General features: G+C 68.9%; 27 protein-coding genes. 18 read left to right on the plus strand and 9 right to left on the minus strand.

Translation table 11 applies throughout. From position 1 onward, the window contains the following. The first annotated feature begins 127 nt into the window (after nt 1-127). The 7 genes from nthB to OG817_RS04490 all read left to right on the plus strand — a co-directional run bounded on the left by nthB (nt 128) and on the right by OG817_RS04490 (nt 4321). A complete protein-coding gene (gene nthB, locus OG817_RS04460; protein WP_406052345.1) occupies nt 128-790 on the plus strand; it encodes a nitrile hydratase subunit beta in 663 nt (220 codons plus the stop codon). Next, the gene (gene nthA, locus OG817_RS04465) at nt 787-1383 is read left to right on the plus strand and encodes a nitrile hydratase subunit alpha (protein WP_406052346.1); all 597 of its coding nucleotides are present in this window, start codon (nt 787-789) and stop codon (nt 1381-1383) included. Before nthB ends, nthA begins: the two co-directional genes overlap by 4 nt. Beyond that, complete coding sequence (locus OG817_RS04470; RefSeq protein WP_396393692.1) at nt 1380-1733, plus strand: nitrile hydratase accessory protein; 354 nt, start codon at nt 1380-1382, stop codon at nt 1731-1733. The genes nthA and OG817_RS04470 overlap by 4 nt, the downstream gene beginning before the upstream one ends. Further along, nucleotides 1714-2172 carry an OsmC family protein gene (locus tag OG817_RS04475; protein WP_406052347.1) on the plus strand — a complete coding sequence of 153 codons (459 nt, stop codon included), beginning with the start codon at nt 1714-1716 and terminating at the stop codon, nt 2170-2172. Before OG817_RS04470 ends, OG817_RS04475 begins: the two co-directional genes overlap by 20 nt. Next, on the plus strand, nt 2169-3491 hold the full coding sequence (locus OG817_RS04480) for an FAD-dependent oxidoreductase (RefSeq protein WP_396393694.1): 1323 nt from the start codon (nt 2169-2171) through the stop codon (nt 3489-3491). The genes OG817_RS04475 and OG817_RS04480 overlap by 4 nt, the downstream gene beginning before the upstream one ends. A gap of 10 nt (nt 3492-3501) precedes the next feature. Beyond that, entirely contained in the window at nt 3502-3759 is a 258-nt protein-coding gene (locus tag OG817_RS04485) for a hypothetical protein (protein ID WP_360446387.1), read from the plus strand. Nucleotides 3760-3832: 73 nt separating this feature from the next. Beyond that, nucleotides 3833-4321: an MSMEG_0572/Sll0783 family nitrogen starvation response protein gene (locus OG817_RS04490; RefSeq protein ID WP_360446389.1), complete on the plus strand. Its 489-nt coding sequence runs from the start codon at nt 3833-3835 to the stop codon at nt 4319-4321. 53 nt (nt 4322-4374) lie between these two features. Here OG817_RS04490 and OG817_RS04495 read toward each other — a convergent pair whose 3' ends face one another. Genes OG817_RS04495 through rpe form a run of 3 tightly spaced genes read right to left on the minus strand, consistent with a single transcriptional unit; the run spans nt 4375 to nt 7681 of the window. Then, nucleotides 4375-5055 (minus strand): HAD family hydrolase, encoded by a 681-nt coding sequence (locus tag OG817_RS04495; protein WP_406052350.1) that lies wholly within the window; start codon nt 5053-5055, stop codon nt 4375-4377. Continuing rightward, the gene (tkt, locus tag OG817_RS04500) at nt 5052-6971 is read right to left on the minus strand and encodes a transketolase (RefSeq protein ID WP_406052352.1); all 1920 of its coding nucleotides are present in this window, start codon (nt 6969-6971) and stop codon (nt 5052-5054) included. The genes OG817_RS04495 and tkt overlap by 4 nt, the downstream gene beginning before the upstream one ends. Continuing rightward, nucleotides 6971-7681 (minus strand): ribulose-phosphate 3-epimerase, encoded by a 711-nt coding sequence (gene rpe / locus OG817_RS04505; RefSeq protein WP_406052354.1) that lies wholly within the window; start codon nt 7679-7681, stop codon nt 6971-6973. The genes tkt and rpe overlap by 1 nt, the downstream gene beginning before the upstream one ends. A gap of 138 nt (nt 7682-7819) precedes the next feature. Between rpe and OG817_RS04510 the strand changes: the two genes are divergently transcribed. Together OG817_RS04510 and OG817_RS04515 are read left to right on the plus strand one after the other, a co-directional pair. After that, entirely contained in the window at nt 7820-8476 is a 657-nt protein-coding gene (locus OG817_RS04510) for a response regulator transcription factor (protein WP_360446396.1), read from the plus strand. After that, nucleotides 8473-9639, plus strand: a complete 1167-nt coding sequence (locus OG817_RS04515; RefSeq protein ID WP_406052355.1) for a GAF domain-containing sensor histidine kinase — start codon at nt 8473-8475, stop codon at nt 9637-9639. The genes OG817_RS04510 and OG817_RS04515 overlap by 4 nt, the downstream gene beginning before the upstream one ends. On the opposite strand, the gene OG817_RS04520 is transcribed toward OG817_RS04515, so the two are convergent. Together OG817_RS04520 and OG817_RS04525 are read right to left on the minus strand one after the other, a co-directional pair. Next, on the minus strand, nt 9636-10631 hold the full coding sequence (locus tag OG817_RS04520; protein ID WP_406052356.1) for a class I fructose-bisphosphate aldolase: 996 nt from the start codon (nt 10629-10631) through the stop codon (nt 9636-9638). The two genes, OG817_RS04515 and OG817_RS04520, sit on opposite strands and share 4 nt — an antisense overlap. A 35-nt stretch (nt 10632-10666) precedes the next feature. After that, entirely contained in the window at nt 10667-11566 is a 900-nt protein-coding gene (locus tag OG817_RS04525; protein WP_406052357.1) for a LysR family transcriptional regulator, read from the minus strand. A 98-nt stretch (nt 11567-11664) separates the two neighbouring features. On the opposite strand from OG817_RS04525, the gene OG817_RS04530 reads away from it, so the two are divergent. Genes OG817_RS04530 through OG817_RS04540 form a run of 3 tightly spaced genes read left to right on the plus strand, consistent with a single transcriptional unit; the run spans nt 11665 to nt 14512 of the window. Then, on the plus strand, nt 11665-13101 hold the full coding sequence (locus OG817_RS04530; protein WP_396393702.1) for a form I ribulose bisphosphate carboxylase large subunit: 1437 nt from the start codon (nt 11665-11667) through the stop codon (nt 13099-13101). Between the two features lie 13 nt (nt 13102-13114). Next, complete coding sequence (locus OG817_RS04535) at nt 13115-13540, plus strand: ribulose bisphosphate carboxylase small subunit (protein ID WP_396393703.1); 426 nt, start codon at nt 13115-13117, stop codon at nt 13538-13540. 3 nt (nt 13541-13543) lie between these two features. Further along, entirely contained in the window at nt 13544-14512 is a 969-nt protein-coding gene (locus OG817_RS04540) for an AAA family ATPase (RefSeq protein ID WP_406052360.1), read from the plus strand. On the opposite strand, the gene OG817_RS04545 is transcribed toward OG817_RS04540, so the two are convergent. Next, nucleotides 14506-15159, minus strand: coding sequence for a hypothetical protein (locus OG817_RS04545; protein ID WP_406052361.1), 654 nt, complete (start codon nt 15157-15159; stop codon nt 14506-14508). The two genes, OG817_RS04540 and OG817_RS04545, sit on opposite strands and share 7 nt — an antisense overlap. A gap of 146 nt (nt 15160-15305) precedes the next feature. Here OG817_RS04545 and OG817_RS04550 point away from each other — a divergent pair, with 146 nt between their 5' ends. Together OG817_RS04550 and OG817_RS04555 are read left to right on the plus strand one after the other, a co-directional pair. Further along, nucleotides 15306-15647 (plus strand): BlaI/MecI/CopY family transcriptional regulator, encoded by a 342-nt coding sequence (locus OG817_RS04550; protein WP_396393706.1) that lies wholly within the window; start codon nt 15306-15308, stop codon nt 15645-15647. A 4-nt stretch (nt 15648-15651) separates the two neighbouring features. Beyond that, entirely contained in the window at nt 15652-16071 is a 420-nt protein-coding gene (locus tag OG817_RS04555; protein WP_396393707.1) for a cupin domain-containing protein, read from the plus strand. 4 nt (nt 16072-16075) lie between these two features. On the opposite strand, the gene OG817_RS04560 is transcribed toward OG817_RS04555, so the two are convergent. The 3 genes from OG817_RS04560 to OG817_RS04570 all read right to left on the minus strand — a co-directional run bounded on the left by OG817_RS04560 (nt 16076) and on the right by OG817_RS04570 (nt 18582). Further along, complete coding sequence (locus tag OG817_RS04560; protein ID WP_396393708.1) at nt 16076-16771, minus strand: DUF4386 family protein; 696 nt, start codon at nt 16769-16771, stop codon at nt 16076-16078. 126 nt (nt 16772-16897) lie between these two features. Continuing rightward, nucleotides 16898-17728, minus strand: a complete 831-nt coding sequence (locus tag OG817_RS04565; RefSeq protein ID WP_406052363.1) for an LLM class F420-dependent oxidoreductase — start codon at nt 17726-17728, stop codon at nt 16898-16900. A gap of 107 nt (nt 17729-17835) precedes the next feature. Next, complete coding sequence (locus tag OG817_RS04570; protein WP_396393710.1) at nt 17836-18582, minus strand: phosphotransferase; 747 nt, start codon at nt 18580-18582, stop codon at nt 17836-17838. Nucleotides 18583-18939: 357 nt separating this feature from the next. On the opposite strand from OG817_RS04570, the gene ald reads away from it, so the two are divergent. The 4 genes from ald (at nt 18940) to OG817_RS04590 (ending at nt 22577) form a co-directional block, all read left to right on the plus strand. Continuing rightward, complete coding sequence (ald, locus tag OG817_RS04575) at nt 18940-20055, plus strand: alanine dehydrogenase (protein ID WP_406052365.1); 1116 nt, start codon at nt 18940-18942, stop codon at nt 20053-20055. Beyond that, nucleotides 20052-20984, plus strand: coding sequence for a site-specific tyrosine recombinase XerD (xerD, locus tag OG817_RS04580; RefSeq protein ID WP_406057378.1), 933 nt, complete (start codon nt 20052-20054; stop codon nt 20982-20984). Before ald ends, xerD begins: the two co-directional genes overlap by 4 nt. A gap of 232 nt (nt 20985-21216) precedes the next feature. Continuing rightward, nucleotides 21217-22227 carry a ParA family protein gene (locus OG817_RS04585; RefSeq protein WP_396393712.1) on the plus strand — a complete coding sequence of 337 codons (1011 nt, stop codon included), beginning with the start codon at nt 21217-21219 and terminating at the stop codon, nt 22225-22227. Further along, complete coding sequence (locus OG817_RS04590; RefSeq protein ID WP_131356301.1) at nt 22212-22577, plus strand: hypothetical protein; 366 nt, start codon at nt 22212-22214, stop codon at nt 22575-22577. The genes OG817_RS04585 and OG817_RS04590 overlap by 16 nt, the downstream gene beginning before the upstream one ends.

The following is a 22577-nucleotide window of genomic DNA, read 5'->3' on the forward strand; positions in this document are numbered from 1 at the left end:
GGTCGACCCCGGCGTTTAGTAGACGCAGTCTATCCGATGGTTGACGGATATCTGTGTGTCTCATAGTGTACTAGCTTATCCGATAAGAGATTCGGGGTCATTCCACCGGACGCGAGGAGAACCGCTTGTGGACGGCATTCACGACATGGGTGGCACCCACGGCTGGGGCACGGTTGCGGTCGACCCGGACGAGCCTGTCTTCGCCGAGGACTGGCACGCTCGCACGTTCGCACTCAGCCTCGCGTCGATGGGTGCCTCGGGGACCAACCTGGACGCATTCCGGCACGCGCTCGAGCGCCTGCACCCGATCGACTACCTGTCCGACGGGTACTACGGGCGTTGGTTGTGCGCTGCCGAGCTGCTGCTGGTCGACAGCGGTGTGCTCGCGCCGGGTGCGGTCGAAGCCCGTGCACGTCGCCTGGCCGGCGAGGACGTCACCGAGCCGGCCGGCACCGAGGTGAACAAACCGTCGTACCAGCGTGGTGGGCCCGGTTCGTTGCGGCAGATCGACGACGAGCCGGCCTTCGACACCGGGCAGCGGGTCCGGGCCCGTGAGCTGTACAAGTCCGGCCACACCCGGATGCCCGCGTATGTCCGCGGTCGCACCGGGACCGTCGAGGCTCGCCGTCCGGCCGCCGTACTGCCCGACAGCACGGCCCATTTCACCGGCGAGGACGCCCAGCACGTGTACACCGTTCGCTTCGAGTCCACCGAGCTGTGGGGCCCGGACGCCGAACCTTCGACCCTGCTCATCGACCTCTTCGAGAGCTACCTGGAGGAGAGCCAGTGAGTTCTGATCCACGTTCCGTCGACAGGCCACCGGCCGCCCTGCGCGCCGAGGCGCTCGAGGAGCTGCTCACCGAGCGCGGCCTGGTGAAGACCGAGGTACTCGACGGTTTCATCAATCGCTATGTGAACGACGTCGGCCCGCTGAACGGCGCCAAGGTCGTGGCCAAGGCCTGGGTCGATCCGGACTACCGTGAGCGGCTGCTCGCGGACGGCACCGGTGCCATCAAGGAGCTCGGCTTCGCCGGTCCGCAGGGCGAGCACATCGTGGTGGTGGAGAACACCGAGGAGGTGCACAACCTCGTCGTGTGCACACTGTGCTCCTGCTACCCGTGGCCGGTGCTCGGGCTGCCGCCGGATTGGTACAAGGATCCGGCGTACCGGTCCCGGGCTGTCCGGGAGCCGCGGGCGCTGCTCGCGGAGATGGGGCTGCAACTTGCCGACGACATCGCCATCAAGGTCTGGGACTCCAGCGCCGAGAACAGGTACTTCGTTCTGCCACGCCGCCCGGCGCACACCGAAACCCTGTCCGAGGAGGAGCTCGCCGCCCTCGTGACCCGCGACGCCATGGTCGGCGTCGCCGAGGTGGTCTCATGACCGCGGACGCACTCGAAGACACCGTTGCCGGGCTGCCCCGGTCGAACGGCGAGCTGGTCTTCGCGCAACCGTGGGAGAGCAGGGCCTTCGGTATCGCGGCGGCCTTGGCCGATCAAGGGCTGTTCACCTGGAAGGACTTCCAGGAGAACCTGATCGCCGAGGTGTCCCGGCGCGAGGCGGAGCCGGGGGAGTACAGCTACTACGACCGTTGGCTCGGTGCGCTCGAGGCGCTGCTGTCCGAGCGTGGTGTGGTGTCCGCGGACGACATCGACGTTCGCGCCGACGTTCTCTGTCATCGACCCGCGGGTCATGATCATCGCGACGACGGCCATGGCGACCACACGCACTGACGGCAAGGTGGCAGCCGACCGCACCGTCGAAGGTGTCTGGCACGGCGGATACCACTGCTCCGTCGAGGCCGGGTCCTTCACGATCGAGGTCGACGAACCCCTGAGCGTCGGCGGTACCGACCTCGGACCGCAGCCGACCGACCTGCTCCTCGCCTCGGTCGCCTCCTGTTTCACGCTGGCGCTCAGCTATGCGGCGCGGAAGCGCTCGATCGAGCTGACGGAGCTGTCGGTCCGCGCGACCGGCACGTACGACGGGTTGCAGTTCGGCGCCATCCGGGTCGACGCCCGGATCGGTGCACCCGAGGCCGAGCTCGAGCGCCTGGTCGAGGTGGCCGAGCGGGTCTGCTACGTGACCAACACCCTTCGCTCCGGTGTGCGACTGAGCACCCAGGCGGTGTCCACCGCCGCTGTTCCTACTGACGGAAGTGAGTACTCGTGAAGATCGTTGTGATCGGCGGCGGAGCCGCCGGCCTGGGGGTGGCCGGTGCCGCCAAGGGCCAGGACCCGTCGGTGCAGACCGTGGTCTACACCGAGTACGAGGACGTCGCGTACAGCCCGTGTGGGATCCCGTTCGTGCACGGCAAGGAGATCGAGTCGTTCGAGAAACTGTTCCTCGCCACCAAGGAACAGTACGTTGCCCAGGGCATCGACGTGCACTACGAGACCACTGTCGAGAGCATCGACACCCGGTCCCGCACGATCAAGGTCGGCGGCGAGGGCGAGGTCGGCTACGACAAGCTCATCCTCGCGACCGGCTGGAACTACGACACCCCGGACATCCCCGGCGTCGAGCTCGGCGGCATCTACCACGTCAAGAACATCCGCGCCGCGATGGAGTGGGACAAGTACCTGGACACGGTCGAGTCGGCCGTGGTGGTGGAGTCCGGCCCGATCGCGATGGAGATGGTCTCGGCCCTGCAGCACCGAGGCATCAACGTCACGCTGGTCGATCCCGGTCCGTGGCCGATGGCCGACGTGATCGACCCGGACATCGTCGAACCGGTCCGCAAGGACTGGGCCGACTCGGGCGTGACGCTCAAGTTCGGCGAGCGGGTGACCGCCTTCCACGGCACGGACACGCTCACCCACGTCAGTACGACGTTCGGCGACGTACCGGCGCAACTGGCCGTCATCGGCAGCCACAAGGTCGCCAACACCGCACTGGCCGGCGCCGCGGGGATCAAGCTCGGCAGCACCGGCGGTATCGCGGTCGACCCACGCATGCGCACGTCCGACCCGAACGTCTTCGCCGCGGGTGACTGCGCCGAGATCCCGCATGGTGTCTCGAACGTGCCGCTGCAGGGACTGTCGGGCAGCCACGCGTACGCGCAGGGCAAGACGGCCGGCATCAACGCGGCCGGCGGCAACCGGGTGCACAACCCGGTCTATGTGCCCTGGGGAATGCTCGCCGGGCAGTGGATGATCGGCGGAGTCTCGTTCGGAGAGACCCTCGCCACCGCGCTCGGCCTGCCCTTCGTGACCGGTGTCGCCGACGGCATCACCCGGGCGCGCTACTACCCGGGCGTGAAGCCGATCAAGGTCAAGCTGCTGGCGGATCCGAAGACCCGGCGGCTGATCGGCGCCCAGATGATCGGCGGCGAAGGGATCAAGGAGCGCGCGGACTTCCTCGGCATCGTGGCCCGGACCGGCGTCACCATCGACACGCTGGCGACGATGGAGAACGTCTACTCGCCCGCGATCGGCGCGCTGAACGAACCCATCGCGATGGCCGCGCAAGCGCTCGTCGCGAAGCTCTGAGGCGGCCGGCATGTCCTTCTTCCGCTGGCTCCGCTCGAACTCCGAGCACGCCCTGCTCAGCGACGCGCAACGCCGCGTGGCCGCCAGGTACGACGCCAACCCGCCGGCCCGGCCACACGGACTCAAGGACCGGTGGTGGCGACAGGTCTTCGCCCCCGTGTACCGGTTCCTCCCCTGGGGCCTGCGCCGGGCCACCATGCAGGCGATGCCCGGCAGCCACCGGATGGGATGGCCGAAGCCGGAGTACCTCCCGCCCGGCGACCAGTGAACCCCTGCACCCGACCCGGGCGCAGGTCCTCCCATCATCTCCGCACCGTCAACACCTCGAAGGAGTCAGCATCATGCCGAAGACGGTCACCATCGAACCGCCCCAGGAGGGCGACATCCTCTTCGACGTCGAGGAGAAGGTATTCCCCGACTACCAGGCCAACGAAGGCGACAAGGCGTACGTCTTCATGCACACCGTTCCCTTCGAGGGTTCTGTGGGTCTGGTCAACATGCTCACGGCCACCCGGCTGCAGCGGAAGGGGTTCGACCTCACCTTCGTCCTCTACGGACCCGGCGTCCTGATGGCGTCGGCGGCCCGTGGTTACCCGGCCGTCGGCAACGAGGGCTTCCCGGGCAACCTGGGCTACAACAAGCAGTTGCGGACGCTGATCGACGAAGGCGCGAAGGTCTACGCGTGCCGGTTCGCGATGGGCGCCCTCTACGGCATGCGCGAGGACGACCTGATCAAGGGCGTCACTCCGTTCAACCCGCTCGACGTACTGGACGCGAACATCCAGGCCTGGCGTGACCGCGCCCTGGTCCTGGCGACCTGGACGGTCTGACCCAACGGTGCCCCGCAGCGAGGCTGCGGGGCACCGTCGTGTTCCCAGCATCTTCACTGCCGGAACCAGGCCACCAGGTCTGGATCCTCGAACCCGTCCGCCACCAGATCCGCCCCGGACAGATCGTCGTCCCGGGTGTACTCGTTGTGGGCGGCAACAACACGGAGGCCCGCCGCCACAGCCGCCCGTACGCCGTTCTGCGAGTCCTCGACGGCCACAGTCCGGTCGACCGGACAGCCGGCCAGCCTCAGCACCTCGTTGTACGCCGCCGGGCTCGGCTTGAGGTCGGGTACTTCGGTGCCGGTGACAACGATCTGGAAGCGGGGACCGAAGGCCCGGTCGAGCAGTGGTTCGACCCACGCCCGAGTACCGGTCGTTGCCACATGCACCGGTACGCCGCCCGCCTCGAGCTCGTCGAGCAAGCGGTGAACTCCTGGCCGCGCCTGCACCTTCCCGTCCTCGATCAAGTCCCGCATGATCGCGGTCTTGCGAGCATGTAAGCGCTCCGCCAGGCGCCGGGCATCCTCGGACGACCGACCCGTCTGCTCGAACCAGACTGCCAAGCGTCTGGCTCCCCCGGTGATCCGGAGGAGCCTTCCGTACGTCGCGATGTCCCAGTGGTCGGGCAGTCCTGCCTCCTCGAAGGCGGCGTTGAAGGCGACCCGGTGGCCGTCGCGTTCACTGTCGACCAGCGTTCCGTCGACGTCGAACACGACAGCGGCCAGCCGGTTCACCTCAGGTACCGCAGGTGTTCGCGGATCCGCTCGACCACCACCGGCACGGTGAAGCCGTGATGCGCCATCACCTCATCCCCGGGACCACATGTACCGAACTCGTCGATCCCGATGGCCAGGTCGACCACGCCTTTCCAGCCCATGGTGCTACCGGCCTCCAGGCTGACCGTGGTCGCGTGCGGATCCGCGACGTACGTCGACCGGTCCATTGCCGAGACCAGGCGAACGTCGTACCCCTCGGCGGTCAGCGCCTTCGCGACCTCCACGCCGAGGCCGACCTCGGATCCGGTAGCCACGAGCTCGACCGCGACGCGCGGGCCGAGGTCATCCAGTGGCGTGGTCTGGGGGAGCGACTGACGGGACAGGATCAGGGCGGTCGGTCCGTTGGTCCGCTCCAGCGCGAGCCGCCAGGCCCGTGCGGTTTCGGCGTCGTCGGCAGGACGCAGTACCTGCAGTCCGGGGATCAGGCGCAGCGACTCGATCTGCTCGACGGGCTGGTGAGTGGGACCGTCCTCGCCGACCGCGATCGAGTCGTGGGTCAGCACGTGGATGACCGGCTGCCGCATCAGAGCAGCGAGCCGGAGCGCGGGGCGCAGGTAGTCGGCGAACGCGAGGAACGTGCTGCCGTACACCCGGAATCCGCCGTGCAGGCTGAGTCCGTTCATGACCGCGGCCATGCCGAACTCCCTGATTCCAAAGGCGATCGTGGAGCCGGAGTAGTCGTCTCGCGTCACCACGGCACCTCCGGTCGCAGTCCCGGTGGAACCTGCGAGGTCCGCCGAGCCGCCGACTAGTTCCGGCATCAGCGCGGTCACCGCCTTGAGGCAGGCTTGGGACGACTGCCGCGTGGCCCGCGGCGCATCGCCGGCGACCGCGAGCAACGCATCTCCGAGGCCATCGGGCAGTCGCCGAGCCTGACTGCGGTGGAATTCGGCCGCACGCTCCGGCGTGTACGCCGCAACCGCCGCGTCCCACGCGTCATGTTCGCGAGCACCTGCCGCGGCCAGCTCATCGCAGACAGCCCGCACCTGCTCCGGAACAGCGAACGGCGCATGCTCCCAGCCGGCCAGTCGTTTGGCCTCCGCGGCCAACTCCTCACCGAGCGGCGAACCGTGTGCCTTCGACGTACCCGCCACGCCGGGTGCACCGTGACCGATCATGGTCCGGACGGCGATGAAGCTCGGACGCGGGTCGGCCTTGGCGCGGGTGATCGCTGCGTCGACGGCGTCCACATCGGTGCCGTCAGCAACTGTCTGTGTGTGCCAGCCGTACGCCGCGAAGCGGGCTGCCTGGTCATCGCTGCAGGACCGATCGACAGCTCCGTCGATGGTGATCGAGTTGTCGTCCCAGAGCACGACCAGCCGGCCCAGGCCAAGGTGCCCGGCGAGCGAGGCGGCCTCGTGGCTGATCCCCTCCATCAGGCAGCCGTCGCCGACGATCGCGTACGTGTGATGGCCGGTGATCTCCGGGTAGCGGGCGTGTTCCATCCGCTCCGCCAGCGCCATCCCGACCGCCATGCCAAGTCCCTGTCCGAGCGGACCGGTGGTGCACTCGACCCCGGCCGTATGACCGAACTCGGGATGCCCGGGGGTGCGCGACCCGAGCTGCCGGAAGCTGCGCAGCTCGGCCTCGGGAAGGTCGTACCCGAAGATGTGCAACAGGCCGTACAGGAGCGCGGATCCGTGCCCGGCCGAGAGAACGAAGCGATCGCGATCGGCCCAGTCCGGTGCGGCCGGGTCATGGCGCAGGTGCCGGCTCCAGAGCGCCCACGCCATCGGCGCGGCGCCCATCGGCATACCGGGATGCCCCGAGTTCGCGGCCTGCACCATGTCGACGGCGAGGAACCGCAGGGTGTCGACAGCGAGCCGGTCGGTCTCGACGGACGGCGATGTGGACCGCTGCAGGAGTTCGGTCATCAGGCAGCCTCCTCGTTCCGTGCAGCACTCGCCGCGGCGGCGCGCAGTTGCCGTACCGCCGCTGCTTTCCCGTCCTGGTGGGCGGACATCCAGGAACCGGAGATGAACACGTCGGCGCCGGCGGCAGCCGCGCCGGTGATGGTCTCCGCGGTGATCCCGCCGTCGACCTCGAGCTCGATCGGCAGGCCGGAGTCGTCGATCATCCGCCGCAGCCGCGCCACCTTCTTCTCGATCGAAGGGATGTACGCCTGACCGCCGAAGCCGGGGTTGACCGTCATCGCCAGTACCAGGTCGGTCTCGGTCAGGACGTTCTCCACCAGGTCGGCGGGCGTGTGCGGGTTCAGGGCGACACCGCTGCGGGCGCCGAGGTCCCGGATCCGGCCCAGGGTGCGATGCAGGTGCGTGCAGGCCTCCGCGTGCACGATGACCAGCTCACAGCCCGCCTCGACGTACCGCGGCAGCAGTTCGTCCGGCTCGACGACCATGAGATGCGCCTCGAAGGCGACCCGGCTGTGCTGCTGGGCGGCCGCGATCACATCCGGGCCGAAGGTGAGGTTCGGGACGAACACCCCGTCCATCACGTCCCACTGGATCCGGTCGACGCCCGCGTCGCACAACTCGCGGATCTCGTCGCCGAGACAGGCGAAGTCCGCGGGCAGGACCGACGGAACGATCAGCGGCGGGGGAACGCGAGGGGTGGGTTCGGTCATGGGTGCGGCCTTCCTGGTCGGAGAACTCCCAGCGGACCGCGCCAGACCCCTTCCGGCACTCACCCGGCCGGGTGGAGATGCGGGTGAATCCCCTTGAGAACACAAGGTTTCCGGGCTTGCTCCGCTTAGTCTTGGTCTATGACGGCACCGCTGCGACTGGTCCTGGTGGACGACCACGAGATGGTGCTGCACGGCCTGGTCGCGATGCTCGGTCATTTCGCCACCGAGGTGGTCATCACAGGACAGGCGACCACAGCCGCGGCGGCTCTCACACTGGTCGCCGACGAGCGGCCCGACGTCGTGCTGTGCGACGTACGGATCGGGAAGGAGAGCGGGCTCGATCTGTGCCGTCAGATCACCGCGCAGTACCCGGAGACCAAGGTAGTGCTGCTGACGGTGTACGACGACGAGCACTACCTGTACCAGGCCTTGCGGGTCGGTGCCTCCGGCTACATCCTCAAGCGGATCGACGGGCAGGAGCTGGTGGCGCATCTGCGCCGGGTGCGCGACGGCGAGACCGTCATCGACCATGCGCTGGCCGGCCGCGTGGCACTCTCCGCGGCGCGGCTCAGCGCGGGGGAGTTCTGGCCTGGCGCACACCTCGGCCTCACCCAACGCGAGTCGGAGGTGCTGGAGCTCCTCGTCTCCGGTCACTCCAACAAGGGCGTCGCGAGCAAGCTCGTCGTCAGTGAGGACACTGTGAAGACCCACATCCGTGGCCTGTATCGCAAGCTCGGAGTCTCCGACCGCAGCGGCGCCATAGCTGTCGCGCTCCGCGAGGGTCTGTTCCGTTGACCACCGCCACAGGCGCCGTGCCCACGGCTGCCGAGCTCGCGAGCTTGCTGCGGGCCGACGGCGTACTGCTGCTGGCCAGCGACGGCCAGGAGCTCACGGTCGCTGACCTCTGGCCGCCGCACCCGTCGGCAGCCGCGTTGAGTATGCCGGTCGGCTTCGGAGTGACCGGACAGGTGGCGCGCAACGGCACACCGGTTGTCCTTGCATCCGACTCGCCGCGCAATGCGCTGCACCGGCAGCTGTTGCGGCTGGAGCCCCGGCAAACCGTCGCCAGGATGGTCCTGCCGCTGCGCGGTCTGGAGGACCGCATCGTCGGCGTACTGGCGGCACATCGCAGTCCGCGCCTGCCGTTCGGTCCCGACGACCTCGCCCTCGCCGAGCCGTACGCCGCCGTGCTCGGGCTGCGGCTGCATGCCGAACAGCTGTGGCTGGCGGTGAACCGCCACCGGACGGAACGGGACCGTTTGATCAAGCAGGCGATCTCGGCCCAGGAAGCCGAGCGCCGGCGGATCGCCTTCGATCTCCACGACGGTGTCACGACAGCCCTGGCGTCGATGGCGTTCCACCTCTCGGCGGCCGACCTGACGGTCTCCGAGCTCAGCGACCCCAAGGCTGCGACACCGGCGAAGCAGGAGCTCGAGCGGGCCCGGGCGGAGCTCGTCAGTGCCCGGGAGCTGGCCGATCTTGCCTATCATCAGACGCGCGCCGCGATCTCCGGTCTGCACAGTCTCGTGCTGGACGACCTGGGCCTGGTCGCGGCGATGGAGTCCCTCGTGCAGACGGCGGCGAGCGGCGGGGAGTCACCCTCGATCGACCTGTTGGTCGATCCCTCGGCGGCCCTGGACGTGATCCCCGACCACGTCGCCGCGGCCCTCTACCGGATCGCCCAGGAGGCACTCGCCAACGCGGTCAAGCACGCCGAGGCCGATCGCGTCGTCCTGTCACTGCGGCGGGTCGGCGACTCGATCGTGTTCGGCTGCGCCGACGACGGCAAGGGCTTCGACCCCGCGGAACGGCGTACCGCCCGCGCACGGGACGCGGACGGTGCGCAGCACTTCGGGCTCAGCTCGATCGCGGAACGCTGTGCCCTGATCGAAGCGTCACTCCGGATCGAATCGGTGCCCGATCGAGGGACGACGGTGCTGGTCGAGCTGCCGTTCTAGCGGATCGCCTGGCCGGCCTGACGGCAGTTGTCCACCAGGATCTGCTGGGCAGTCGCCACGTTCCGTACGTCGCCACCCCAAGCACTCAGGGCGTCACTGACCAGCGCGCGCCCGAACGAGAAGGTGACCGGCCACGGGCGGTCGCCGAGGCGATGCAGTTCCCGAAGCGCCTCGCAGACGTGACTCGTCGGCTGACCCCCGGACAGGAACGCGATTCCGGCCACCGCAGGCGGAACTGTGTCGGACAGAACGCCGAAGGTCGCGGCGGCAACTGTGCGTGCGGTAGCAGCGGGGGCATTGAGACCCGGCGTGACGAAGTTCGGCTTGAGCACGATGCCGGACAGGTCGACGTCGGCCTGGGCGAGTTCGTCGAAGAGGACGCTCAGGGCCAGGCTCGACGCCTGTGCGGACGCACCCAGGTTGTGGTCGCCGGTGCACAGAACCTCCGGCTCGACGATGGGGACGATGCCGTGCTGCTGGCACAGGGCGGCGTACCGCGCGAGCGCGTGACCGTTGGCCCGCGCCGAGTACGGCGTGATCGTGGCGACGTCGACGACCGCACGCCACTTCGCGAACGCGGCTCCGCGCTCGGCGTACGACGCGAGCCGGTCACCCAGGCCGTCGAGCCCCTCGGTGATCAGCGCTCCGCCACCAGCCGGCAGCTTGCTCGTGCCGGTGTCGACCTTGATACCGGGCAGGATGCCCAGCTCGCGCGCGGCCTGCGGGAACGGGCGGCCGTCGCTGAGGTCCTGCCCGAACGTCTCGTCGCACCAGATCACCCCACTGACCGAGTCGGACAGCCCTTCGGCGGTGATCAGCAGCTCGCGGTAGTCCCGTCGCGCCTTCTCACTCGATGCGATGCCTTCCTGTTCGAGCCGGGACGACATGGTCTTGATGGACTCGTCGGCGGCCAGGATGCCGCGACCGGCGTGGGCCATCCGACGGGCGGTGTCGGCGAGGGTGGGGAGGTCGGTGCGCAGCGTCGTGGTCATGCAGAGCAGCATGCGGTCGTACGACGGCGCCGTACTCACCCCTTCGGGCGAGACCGGGTGTGAAACGCGGCCGTCCCCACCCGCTCGGGATCGCAGACATGCCGCAGGAACAGGCGGCTCGCGGCGGTCGGGTCGGCGGTGGTGCACAGATGCCACGGCCGATCGACGGGAGTCCCGGGTACGGCGTACGGCGCCAGCTCGCCGGCGTCGAGTTGCCCGAGCACGGCCTCTTCATGGACCAAGGTCAGGCCCAGTCCCTGGCGAGCCGCTGCGACCGCCGCCCCTGACGTCCCGAGGGTCAGCAGCGGTGGCGCCGCTTGGAGCCGGCTCAGCAACGAGAGCGTGGTGTCCCGCGTGCCTGAACCCTGGCCGGTGAGCAACCAGGTGGTGGTGAGTGGGTCGTCGTCGCGACCGGGCCGGCCGACCAGCACCAGGCGGTTCGCCCGGCGGGCGCGCGTGACCAGGCCGGACCCGCGCGGCGGTCGTCCGGCCAGGACGACATCGACGGAGTGGTCCCGGGCGAGGGCGAAGAGCTCGTCGCGGGGGAGGACCGAGAGCGACAGCTCGACCTGCGGATGTTCCTCGGCGAACGACGCCATCAGCCGCGGCAGGACATACTCACTCGCGGTCGCCACCGCGCCGATCCGGAGCCGGCCTCGATCGGCGTCGTGAACGGCACTGGCCGCCTCGGCGAGAAGACCGAGCAGCTTGCGCGCGTACGACGCGAACGTCTCGCCGGCGTCCGTCGCGACGATGCCACGGCCGGACTTGGTGAACAGCGCCGTACCCAAGGCCGTCTCCAGTGCCGCGATCGCGGCGGACACGGCGGGCGGAGTGACGTGCAGAGCCTCGGCCGCCGCGCGGATGCTGCCTCCCTCGTAGACCGCGAGGAAGGTCTGAAGGCGTCCCCAGGTCGCGGCGACCGGCAAGTTCATTGTGCACCTATCGCTTAACGGTCAGCGGAGAAGTCTCAATTGTAGTTGACGTATCGAAGGGCGCACGCTGGTGACTCGACAGCTGGAAGGAGCGATCGATGACCAAGGAACGCTGGGACCCGGGGGTGCAGAGTTACGCCGGGATGGGGTACTGGAACCCGGACTACGAGCCGAAGGAGACCGACGTACTCGCGGTCTTCCGGGTGACACCGCAGGACGGCGTCGAGCCGATCGAGGCCGCGGCCGCCGTCGCCGGCGAGTCCTCGACGGCGACCTGGACGGTGGTCTGGACCGACCGGCTGACCGCGAACACCCACTACCAGGCCAAGGCGTACCGGGTGGACGCCGTCCCCGGACGGCCGGGCGAGTACTTCGCCTACATCGCCTACGACATCGACCTGTTCGAGGAGGGGTCGATCGCCAACCTCACCTCCTCGATCATCGGCAACGTGTTCGGCTTCAAGCCGCTCAAGGCGTTGCGGCTGGAGGACCTGCGCATCCCGGTCGCCTACGTCAAGACGTTCCAGGGTCCCGCCCACGGGATCGTGATGGAACGCGAGCTGCTCAACAAGTACGGGCGCCCGTTGCTCGGGGCAACCATCAAGCCGAAGCTCGGGCTGTCCGCCCGCAACTACGGCCGGGTCGTCTACGAGGCCTGCCGCGGCGGCCTGGACTTCACCAAGGACGACGAGAACATCAACTCGCAGCCGTTCATGCGCTGGCGGGACCGCTTCCTCTACGCGATGGAGGGCGTGAACAAGGCGGTGGCCGAGACCGGCGAGGTCAAGGGCCACTACCTGAACGTCACCGCCGGGACGATGGAGGAGATGTACAACCGGGCCGAGCTGGCCAAGGAGCTGGGCAGCGTCGTCGTGATGATCGACCTGACCATCGGCTACACCGCGATCCAGTCGATGGCGCACTGGGCCCGGCAGAACGGCGTACTCCTGCACCTGCACCGGGCCGGGCACTCGACGTACACCCGGCAGAAGACGCACGGCGTGAGCTTCCGGGTGATCTCGAAGTGGTGCCGGCTGATGGGAGTCGACCATGTCCACGCCGGGACCGTCGTGGGCAAGCTCGAGGGTGACCCGGCCACGACCCGCGGCTTCTACGACACGCTGCGGGACGACCACGTGCCGGCCAACCTGCAGAACGGGATCTTCTTCGACCAGGACTGGGCCTCGATGCCCGGAGTCATGCCGGTCGCGTCCGGTGGCATCCACGCCGGCCAGATGCACCAGTTGCTCGACCTGTTCAGCGACGACGTCATCCTGCAGTTCGGCGGCGGCACCATCGGCCACCCGTTCGGCATCGCGGCCGGCGCCGAGGCCAACCGGGTCGCGCTCGAGGCCGTCGTCAAGGCCCGCAACGAAGGTCGTGACCTGCTCCGCGAAGGACCCGACGTACTGCGGATCGCCGCCAAGTCCTGTGCACCGCTGGAGGCCGCGCTGTCCACCTGGGGCGACGTCACCTTCGACTACACCAGCACGGACGCACCGGACATCGTCCCGACCGCCACGGCAAGTCACTGAAGGGAGCACGATCATGCAACTGCGTCACGGGACGTTCTCCTACCTGCCCGCGCTGACCGACGACGAGATCGCCGACCAGATCCGCTACGCCTTGCGCAACGGCTGGCCGGTCTCGGTGGAGTACACCGACGACCCGCACCCGCGCAACGTCTACTGGGAGATGTGGGGGCTGCCGCTGTTCGACCTGGACGAGCCCGACGGTGTCCTTGCCCAGATCAACGAGTGCCGGGCGACGTACCCGAACCACTACGTCCGGGTGCTCGCGTACGACGCGAGCCTCGGCCGGCAGACAACGGCCATGCACTTCATCGTCCAGAAGCCCGCCGAAGAGCCAGGATTCCTGCTCTCCCGGGTCGAGGGGCCGGACCGGACCCAGCGCTACGCCCTCTCGTCGTACGCCACGACGCGACCGGCCGGAGCGCGCTACGGGGACGGGTGACGGATGGACACGCCGAAGGGCTTCGGTGTCCCTCGCCCGGTTCCGGAGGCGGCCGCCGAGGCCGCGGAACCGGAGGTGCTGACGGACGACGCCGAGCTCGACCTGTCGGTCGACGAGGCTGCGGCCAGGGTCGAGGAGACCCTGGCCGCCCTCGACGCGGAGCTGGTCGGGCTCGCCCCGGTCAAGCGCCGGGTCCGCGAGATCGCCTCGCTCCTGCTGGTGGACCGCGCACGTCGTCAGTTCGGGCTGACGTCGTCGCGGCCCACGCTGCACATGAGCTTCACCGGTGGACCCGGGACCGGGAAGACGACGGTGGCGCTCCGGATGGCCGCGATCCTGCACGCGCTCGGGTACATCCGTGCGCCGCGGGTGCACACCGTCACCCGCGACGATCTGGTCGGTCAGTTCATCGGCCACACCGCGCCGAAGACGAAGGAGGCGATCGCCCGGGCGGCCGGCGGGGTGCTGTTCATCGACGAGGCCTACTACCTGTTCCGGCCGGACAACGAACGCGACTACGGGCAGGAGGTGATCGAGATCCTGCTGACCGAGATGGAGAACGAGCGGGGTGACCTGGTCGTCATCTTCGCCGGCTACCCGGACCGGATGGCGACGTTCTTCTCGGCCAACCCCGGCCTGAGTTCGCGGGTTCCGCACCACATCGGCTTCGACGACTACAACCACACCGAACTCGTGCAGATCGCCGACCTGATGCTGACGTCGGAGAACTTCCGTTTCGACGACGCCGCGCAGTCCGCGTTCTCGGAGTACCTGACCAAGCGGATGCGCCGGCCTCGGTTCTCCAACGCGCTCAGTGTGCGCAACGCGATCGAGCGGTCCCGTCTCCGGCAGGCCCGGCGGCTGGTCGAGCTCCGGCGCCCGTTGCGTAAGGAGGATCTGATCACGCTGACGGCCGACGACATCTACGGCAGCAGCGTGTTCCTGGCGGAGACGGCCTGCGAGGCTCAGTAGGGCGTGCCGGTCTGCCACCGGCGGGGAAGTGTGTCCAGTGCCCGCCGGCCGGCCGGCTTCACCCGTCGGGTCGGCGCGGCCGACGTCACCCGGCCTTCGACCTCGTCCCAGAGCGCGTCGAGTTTCGCCCAGACCACGCGCGTGCAGTAGCCCGGAAGGCCGGTGTGCGGCAGGTGTGGGTGCGGCCGGGTCGGCGAGGTGGCGATCGCCCGCGTGAACCGTTCGCGCAGGCGGGCGTCGTCGCCGGACTCGAGATGCTCGGCGAGCATCGCCGCGAGACGGCACTCGGCGGCGATGGTCCGGGCGAGGTGAGTGCGGACCCCGGCCCACACCGAAGCCCACGGCAGGGGGACTGTCTGGGCTTGGCCGTACTCCTTCGCCTTGGCCTTCACCAGCGTCACTTCCAGACGCCGGATCGCCTGCAGGTGGTCGCGGACCTCGGCCCGGCCGGCCGGGAGATGCTTCGCGATCGACGGAAGCAGAACCCGGGTGGCCGCGGCGGTGTGGCGGCTGGCTTCGGCGAGGAACCTGTCGGTGTTCATCCGGGCCTCGCCGGGCTGGGGCGGCGACCCGCGATGTGCGGCGGCCTGCAGCAGATTCAGCAGAGCAGCGTGGCGTTCTTCGACTTCACTCAAGAGTGTTCGCATCGGTGCACCTCGCGAGCTGGGGGCTGGGAGCTCCGAGTCTCCGGCTCCGTTCACAAGCGCACAAGGCTGATCTTCGGCTCACCCCCGCACTCACCCGTCAGGCGGAAGGGAGGCCGGGAGAACGCTTGTAGATGTAGGTGGTGGACATGAGGACCAGACGCGGCGCGGGCGAACTCGAGGGTGCGGTACTCGCCACGTTGTGGGCCGCCGAGCGACCGTTGTCGCCGGTCGAAGTGCATGCCGCAATGGCCGGCGACCTCGCCTACACCACGGTTCACACCATCCTGACCCGGCTCGGCCGCAAGCGCCTGGTCGCCCGCGTGCAGGCCCGCTACCACCCGACCAAGGACGCCGCGGAACTCGTCGCGGAGCAGATGCGCGCGGCTCTGGAACTCGGAGCGGATCAGGCCGAGGTCCTCCGGCGCTTCGTCCGATCGCTGGACGGAGCCGACGTGGCCGCGGTGCGAGCCTTGCTGGCCCGAGAATGAACGCATGGACAAGCCTGCGTTGGCGGATGTGCTGGGCCTGGAGTCACACCCCGAGGGCGGGTGGTACCGGGAGACGTGGCGCTCGGAGGTGGAGTTCGAACCCGAGGGGTACGGCGGAACGCGCGCCAGTGCGACCGCGATCTACTTCCTGCTCGCGCCGGGCGAAGAGTCGCGATGGCACCAGGTGCGCTCGGCGGAGATCTGGCTGTGGCACTCGGGCGGCCCGTTGACCCTCGAGTACGGCGAAACCCCGGAAACCGCTGAGGCGGTCACCCTGGGACCGGACGTGCGCGCCGGCCAGCGACCTCAGGTGGTGATCCCACCCAACGCGTGGCAAGCGGCACGTCCGGCCGACGACGAACCCGTCCTGGTGTCCTGTGTGGTCTCACCAGGGTTCGACTTCGCGGACTTCAGGATGCTCTAGGCACTCAGGTCTGCGGTACGGCGGCCTCGCCGGTGGTCACCTCCGGAAGATGTTCGCGCACCATGTAGCCGCCGGCGCAGACCAGCCAGACCGAGGACAGCAGCAACGGGACCGTGGTCATCAAGGTGCCACCGGCAACGAACGTGCCGTCGGAGACGAACACCCCGAAGGCACCGGCGAAGGACACCACCGCGGCCAGCAGGCCCAGGTACCCGAGCCAGTTCGGCATCAGCCGGGTCCGCAGTACGCCGATGCCCGCGGCGGCCAACGGCAGAGCGGCCGCGAAGCCGATCATCGTGCTCATCACCGCGGTCACCTCGAACAGCATCAAGGAGAACCCGGCGTCCCGGCCGTCGACCCCGAAGGCGGTCGCGCCGGTGAGGGCGGCGTTCACGAAGATCGCGCTGCCGACCAGCACCGAGCCGGCCAGCAGGGCGAGGTGGACGTCACTGCGTTCGGCCCGCTCCCGCATCGCCTCGGCGAACGCGGCGGCGAACCAGATGATCAACCCCGCCGCAGCGCACCACATCAGCGAGCCGATCAGGATCGAGTTCCGGTGGTCGGTCAGCCAGCCGGTGATGGTTCCGTCCGAATCGCCGACCGTCGGAGGGGTGCCGGGCAGGAATCTGCCCAGGAGAGCCAGGACGACGAAGGCCAGTCCGGCGAAGCCGCCCCAACGCAACTCATGTCGCTCAGTCATGGGGAAACACCTCCACAGCGCACCGCACGATGTGGTGCGTCTACTGCCGATGTTCCCTCGTTCCGGCGGGGATTCAAGGGGTGCCGTCCGGCGAACAGGCGCGTCGTCGGACGGCTCCGCCGATCCCTATCCGAGAACCGTTGCCAACGCCTCGTACCCGGGCAGCAGATCGACCCCCTCGGGCCCCAGCAACTGGATCGCGACGTGGTCCGCACCGGCCTCCAGATGTGCGTTCAGACCGTCGGCGACCTCCACCGCCGAACCGTGCAGCACCATGGCGTCGACCAGCCGGTCACTGCCGCCGTCGGCGATGTCGTCGTCGGTGAACCCGAGCCGCTTGAAGTTCGAGGTGTAGTTGCTCAACTGCAGGTACGACGCCAGCCGGTCGCGAGCCGTGGACCGCGCGATCTCGTCGTCGGTCTCCAGCACGATCATCTGCTCCGGCGCGAGCAGCACCCCGCCGCCGAGGGTCCGGCGCGCTTCGCGGGTGTGCTCCGGCGTCGTCAGATACGGCAGCGCGCCGGCAGTCCGGCTGCCCGACAGTTGCAGCACCTTCGGGCCGAGCGCGGCCAGCGCTCGCCGGTCGGCCGGCACCTTCGCGTCGTCCAGTTCGTCGAGGTAGCTCACGATCGTCTCGTACGGCGACCGGTACTCGCCGGTCCGCTCCCGGTGGCCGATGCCGACCCCGAGCAGGAACCGCCCCGGATGCTCGTCCTCCAGGCGGTGGTACGACGCCGCCACCTCGGCCGCCGGCGACTTCCACATGTTCACGATGCTGGTGCCCACAGCAACCGAACTCGTTGATGCGAGCAACACTTCCGCATCGCGCAGGTCCGCCTCGGGCGATGCCCCCAGCCACAGGGTGCCGTACCCGGCCTGCTCCAGCCCGGCCGCCAGTTCCGGGCCCCAGTGCGGCGATCCGTGCCAGACCCCGAACCGTCCCAGTTCGACCGCCACGTCGTTCTCCTCTCGTCGACCGATCTCAGGGTGCAACCCGGAGCGGGCGGGCTCCACGGACAAGCATCCCCGACGACGCGGAGGGGGCGTCAATGATCGTTGTCACGTCAAAGGTGGGCGGCGATCTCCGGGACCCGTCGCCGCAGGTCCTTCAACCGGTGTTCGGTGCGCTCGGGTTCGCCGACGGTCGCGAGGTTGAGCATGCCCGGATCGCCGGCCAGTTGACCGGCGCGGATGACGCGAGCAGACCGTTGCGCGCGCAACGGAGCGCCCTCGAGGATCTGCAGTGGCGTGAACACGTCACCGCCGTACGCCTCGGCCATCAGCCGCAGTCGGCCGGCCTGGTAGGCGGGATCCATCGGCATCGCGAGTGGCGCTGTGTTCCAGGCGGTGAAGGCGATGTCGTCCAGCGGCACACCCGGGCCGGCCATGTCCCAGTCGATCACGCCGCTGAACCCGTCCTCGGTGCCGATCCAGTTGTAGTACCCGTAGTCGTGCATGCAGATGATCTGGCCGGCCGCGAGTTCACCGCGGCTCGTTCGCCAGACGACCTCGCCCACAGGCCGGTACGACGCGACTACGCGGTGGTACTGCGCGAGCCAGTGCATCGCGTCGGCCAGCACGTCGTCGGGCACCTCGGGGCCGTACGACGTACCTGGCAGGAAGTCGAGGATCTCGCGTCCGCTGTCGTCGAAACCGTGCACCCGCGGTACGCCGGTCAGTCCGGCGGCGGCCAGGTGGTCGAGCAGTCCATGAACGGCCGGCGTCCACGGTCCGGTGGCCCGCCGCACGGTGTCGCCGACGCGGACGGCACCACCGACGTTGCCGCCCGGCAGAGCGATCTCATGCTCCATGTCACGACCTTCCTCAAGCGTTTCAAACGGGGCACCGGACGAGCGACGGACGCTGCCCTTCCGGGCAGTGCAAAACTGGCGTTAAGACAGAAATGGAGATTGCGTCAAGATTGCGCAAAGCCTGCGGGATAAGGGATTCCGGCGTAAACGTCACGGCCCGCTACGGCGTCCTACAAGAGTGTAACCGAACCGCCGGGCAATGATTCAGCGAGTCGTGTCACGATCAGACCATCCGATCAGGTGGTATGAACTTCGCGGGCTTACACTCGGCAGCGACCTGGCAGCACACCCCTCACCGCCGGGCCGCGGACACAACGACGTGGGCCGCACACCTGGAATGTGAAAGAAGGGCGAGTTGTGAAGGTCGGAGTTCCGAAGGAAGTCAAGAACCACGAGTACCGGGTGGCTATCACCCCGGCCGGTGTGCACGAGTTCGTGCGCAGCGGGCACGAGGTTCTGATCGAGCGGGATGCGGGGGCCGGTTCGCTGATCCCCGATGACGAGTTCGTGGGGGCCGGGGCACGGATCCTGCCGACCGCGGACGACGTCTGGGCCGAGGCCGAGCTGGTGCTCAAGGTGAAGGAGCCGGTGGCCGAGGAGTACCACCGGATGCGCAAGGACCAGGTCCTGTTCACCTACCTGCACCTGGCCGCCAGCCGCGAGTGCACCGACGCGCTGCTGACGTCGGGGATCACCGGTATCGCGTACGAGACGGTCCAGCTCTCGGACGGGTCGCTGCCGCTGCTCGCCCCGATGAGCGAGGTGGCCGGTCGGCTCGCTCCGCAGGCGGGTGCCTACCACCTGATGCGCAGCGGCGGTGGTCGCGGTGTGCTGATGGGTGGCGTCTCCGGTGTGCACCCGGCGCGGGTCGTGATCATCGGCGCGGGTGTCGCCGGGATGAACGCGGCCGCGATCGCCCTCGGCATGCAGGCGCAGGTGCAGTTGTTCGACCGCAACATCGCGCGGCTGCGCGAGGCCGACCGGATCTACCAGGGGCACCTGCTGACGATCGCGGCGAACGCGTTCGAGATCGAGAAGGCCGTGCTCGAGGCGGACCTGGTGATCGGCGCGGTGCTGGTTCCGGGGGCGAAGGCACCGAAGGTGGTCAGCAACGACATGGTCAGCCGGATGAAGCCGGGCAGCGTGCTCGTCGACATCGCCATCGACCAGGGCGGCTGCTTCGAGGACTCGCACCCGACGACGCACGCCGACCCCGTGTACCAGGTCCATGACTCGTTGTTCTACTGCGTCGCGAACATGCCCGGCGCAGTCCCGAACACCTCGACGTACGCACTCACCAACGTGACCATGCCGTACGCCGTCGAGCTGGCGAACCTGGGCTGGCGGGAAGCGCTGAGGCGCGACCACAGCCTCGCCCTCGGTCTGAACACCTTCGACGGTCAGGTCACCTACGGCCCGGTCGCCGAGGCGCACGACCTGCCGCAGCTGAAGCTCGACGAGGTGCTGGTCTGAGCATCGGCCGGGCGGTCAGCGCGTACCTGGACCACCTCACGGTCGAGCGCGGCCTGGCCGCGAACACCCTGGCGTCGTACCGGCGTGACCTGCGCCGGTACGACGGTTACCTCGCCGCGGCCGGGATCGACGATCTCGGCCGCGTCACCGAGGCCGTGGTGAGCGACTTCCTGATGCGGCTGCGGGAGGGCGACGCGGACCACCCGCCGCTCACCGCGTCCAGTGCGGGCCGCACTCTGGTCGCGGTCCGGGGGTTTCACCGGTTCTGTCTGCGTGAAGGGCTGACCGCAGTGGATCCGGCGGCCGCGGTGAAGCCGCCGGCGCCACCGCAGCGGTTGCCCAAGGCACTCTCCGTCGACGAGGTCACGCGCATCCTCGCCGCGGCCGCGGGAGCCGAAGCGGAACCCGCCGTACTCGCAACGCGGGACGCGGCGTTGCTGGAGTTTCTCTACGGGACCGGCGCCCGCATCTCCGAGGCGGTCGGACTGGACGTCGACGACATCGATCTGGAAACCGGTGCGGTGCTGCTGCGCGGCAAGGGCAGCAAGGAGCGGGTCGTCCCGGTCGGGTCCTACGCCCGCGACGCGTTGTCGGCGTACCAGGTCCGTGGACGTCCGGATCTGGTGCAGCGCGGGCGCGGTACGCCGGCTCTGTTCCTCAACGCGCGAGGCGGTCGGCTGTCGCGGCAGAGTGCATGGACCGTACTGCGCCGGGCCGCACAGCGCGCCGGGATCGCGAAGGAGATCTCACCGCACACGCTGCGCCACTCCTTCGCCACCCACCTGCTGGACGGCGGCGCCGACGTCCGCGTGGTCCAGGAGCTCCTCGGCCACGCGTCCGTCACCACCACGCAGGTCTACACCCTGGTCACCGTCGACAAACTCCGCGAGGTCTACGCAACATCACATCCCCGTGCCCTGTCGTCCTGAGCCTCCGGCACCGCTCACCACCGCGGGAGCCCCGGCAGGGCCGATGCGGTCGTTTCAGGGACGGTGTGCGATCATCTGACTACGGTTGGTCATCCTGGCGCGGTGATGGACCGCGTCTGGAGGCATGTCGACAAACCACCCCACCCCGGTGCGGAGTGGCTGGTTGAGAGTGCTTGAATGCACGCTTACAGTCGCTGGGATCGCCCGTATCGGTTGAAAGGTTTGACGAGTCATGAACGAGTCGACATTCCCGGGCACCGAGCAGCTGCCGACGCCTGCCCAACCGATCGCGCCGCAGCGGAATCTGACCGTACCCGACAACTATGCGGAGATGCCCAGGCCGACGGCCAAGCTCACCGCGGAGGACATCGCACCTGTGACTGATGCGCACGGCCCGAGGAACAAGATCGGGCCGACCGGCCGGCCACTACCGGACCTGCCGGTGCCGCAGCGGCCGGACAAGACCGGCCCGGCCCAGGTCATCGCGATGTGCAACCAGAAGGGTGGCGTGGGCAAGACCACCACCACGATCAACCTCGGCGCGGCGATCGCCGAGACCGGGCGCAAGGTGCTGCTGATCGACTTCGACCCGCAGGGGTCCGCCTCGATCGGCCTCGGCGTCCAGCCGCACGACCTGGAACTGTCGGTCTACAACCTGCTGATGCAGCGCGACATCACCCCGAACGAGGTGATCCGGCCGACCCGGGTGGAGAACCTCGACCTGCTGCCGGCCAACATCGACCTGTCCGCGGCCGAGGTCCAGCTGGTCCAGGAGGTCGCCCGGGAGTACACCCTGCAGCGGGTGCTCGAACCGATCATCCCCAACTACGACGTGATCCTGATCGACTGCGCACCGTCGCTCGGTCTGCTCACGGTGAACGCGCTGACCGCGTCGAACGGCATCGTCGTACCGCTGGAGTGCGAGTTCTTCGCGCTGCGCGGCCTGGCCATGCTGACCGACACGATCGGCAAGGTGCAGGACCGGCTCAACCCGAAGCTGGAGATCGTCGGCATCCTCGGCACCATGTTCGACGGGCGTACGACGCACGCCCGGGAGGTCCTCGACCGAGTGGTCCAGGCCTTCGACGAACGCGTCTTCCACACCGTCATCCGGCGTACCGTGAAGTTCCCCGAGACCACGGTCGTCGGCGAGCCCATCACGACGTACGCCCCCTCGTCCCAAGCGGCTACCCAGTACCGCGACCTTGCCAAGGAGGTGCTGGCGCGTTGTCCCGCCGGGTGAGCCTGCCAGGTGCCAGTGAACTCTTCGGGGGTGCGGCACCGAAGCAGACCAGACCCGAGAAGCGCACCACCACAGACAGCCCGACGCCGGCCGGAGTCCGGTCGCGCACGGCTGTCGTCGACGACCGCAAGTCCAGCGGTCGGATCCGGCACGACACGAAGATCACCGTGTACGTGACGGAGGAGGAGCTGATCGGCCTGGAGAAGACCAGACTCGCGTTGCGCGAGGAGCACGGCCTGAACGCCGATCGCGGCCGGATCGTCCGGGAGGCGATCGACGTGCTGCTGGCCGACTTCGTCGACCACGGACCGGACTCGGTGCTGGTACGGCGGCTCAAGGCCTCGGAGTGA

This window comes from Kribbella sp. NBC_00889, assembly GCF_045207705.1.
In the GTDB taxonomy this organism is placed as follows: domain Bacteria; phylum Actinomycetota; class Actinomycetes; order Propionibacteriales; family Kribbellaceae; genus Kribbella.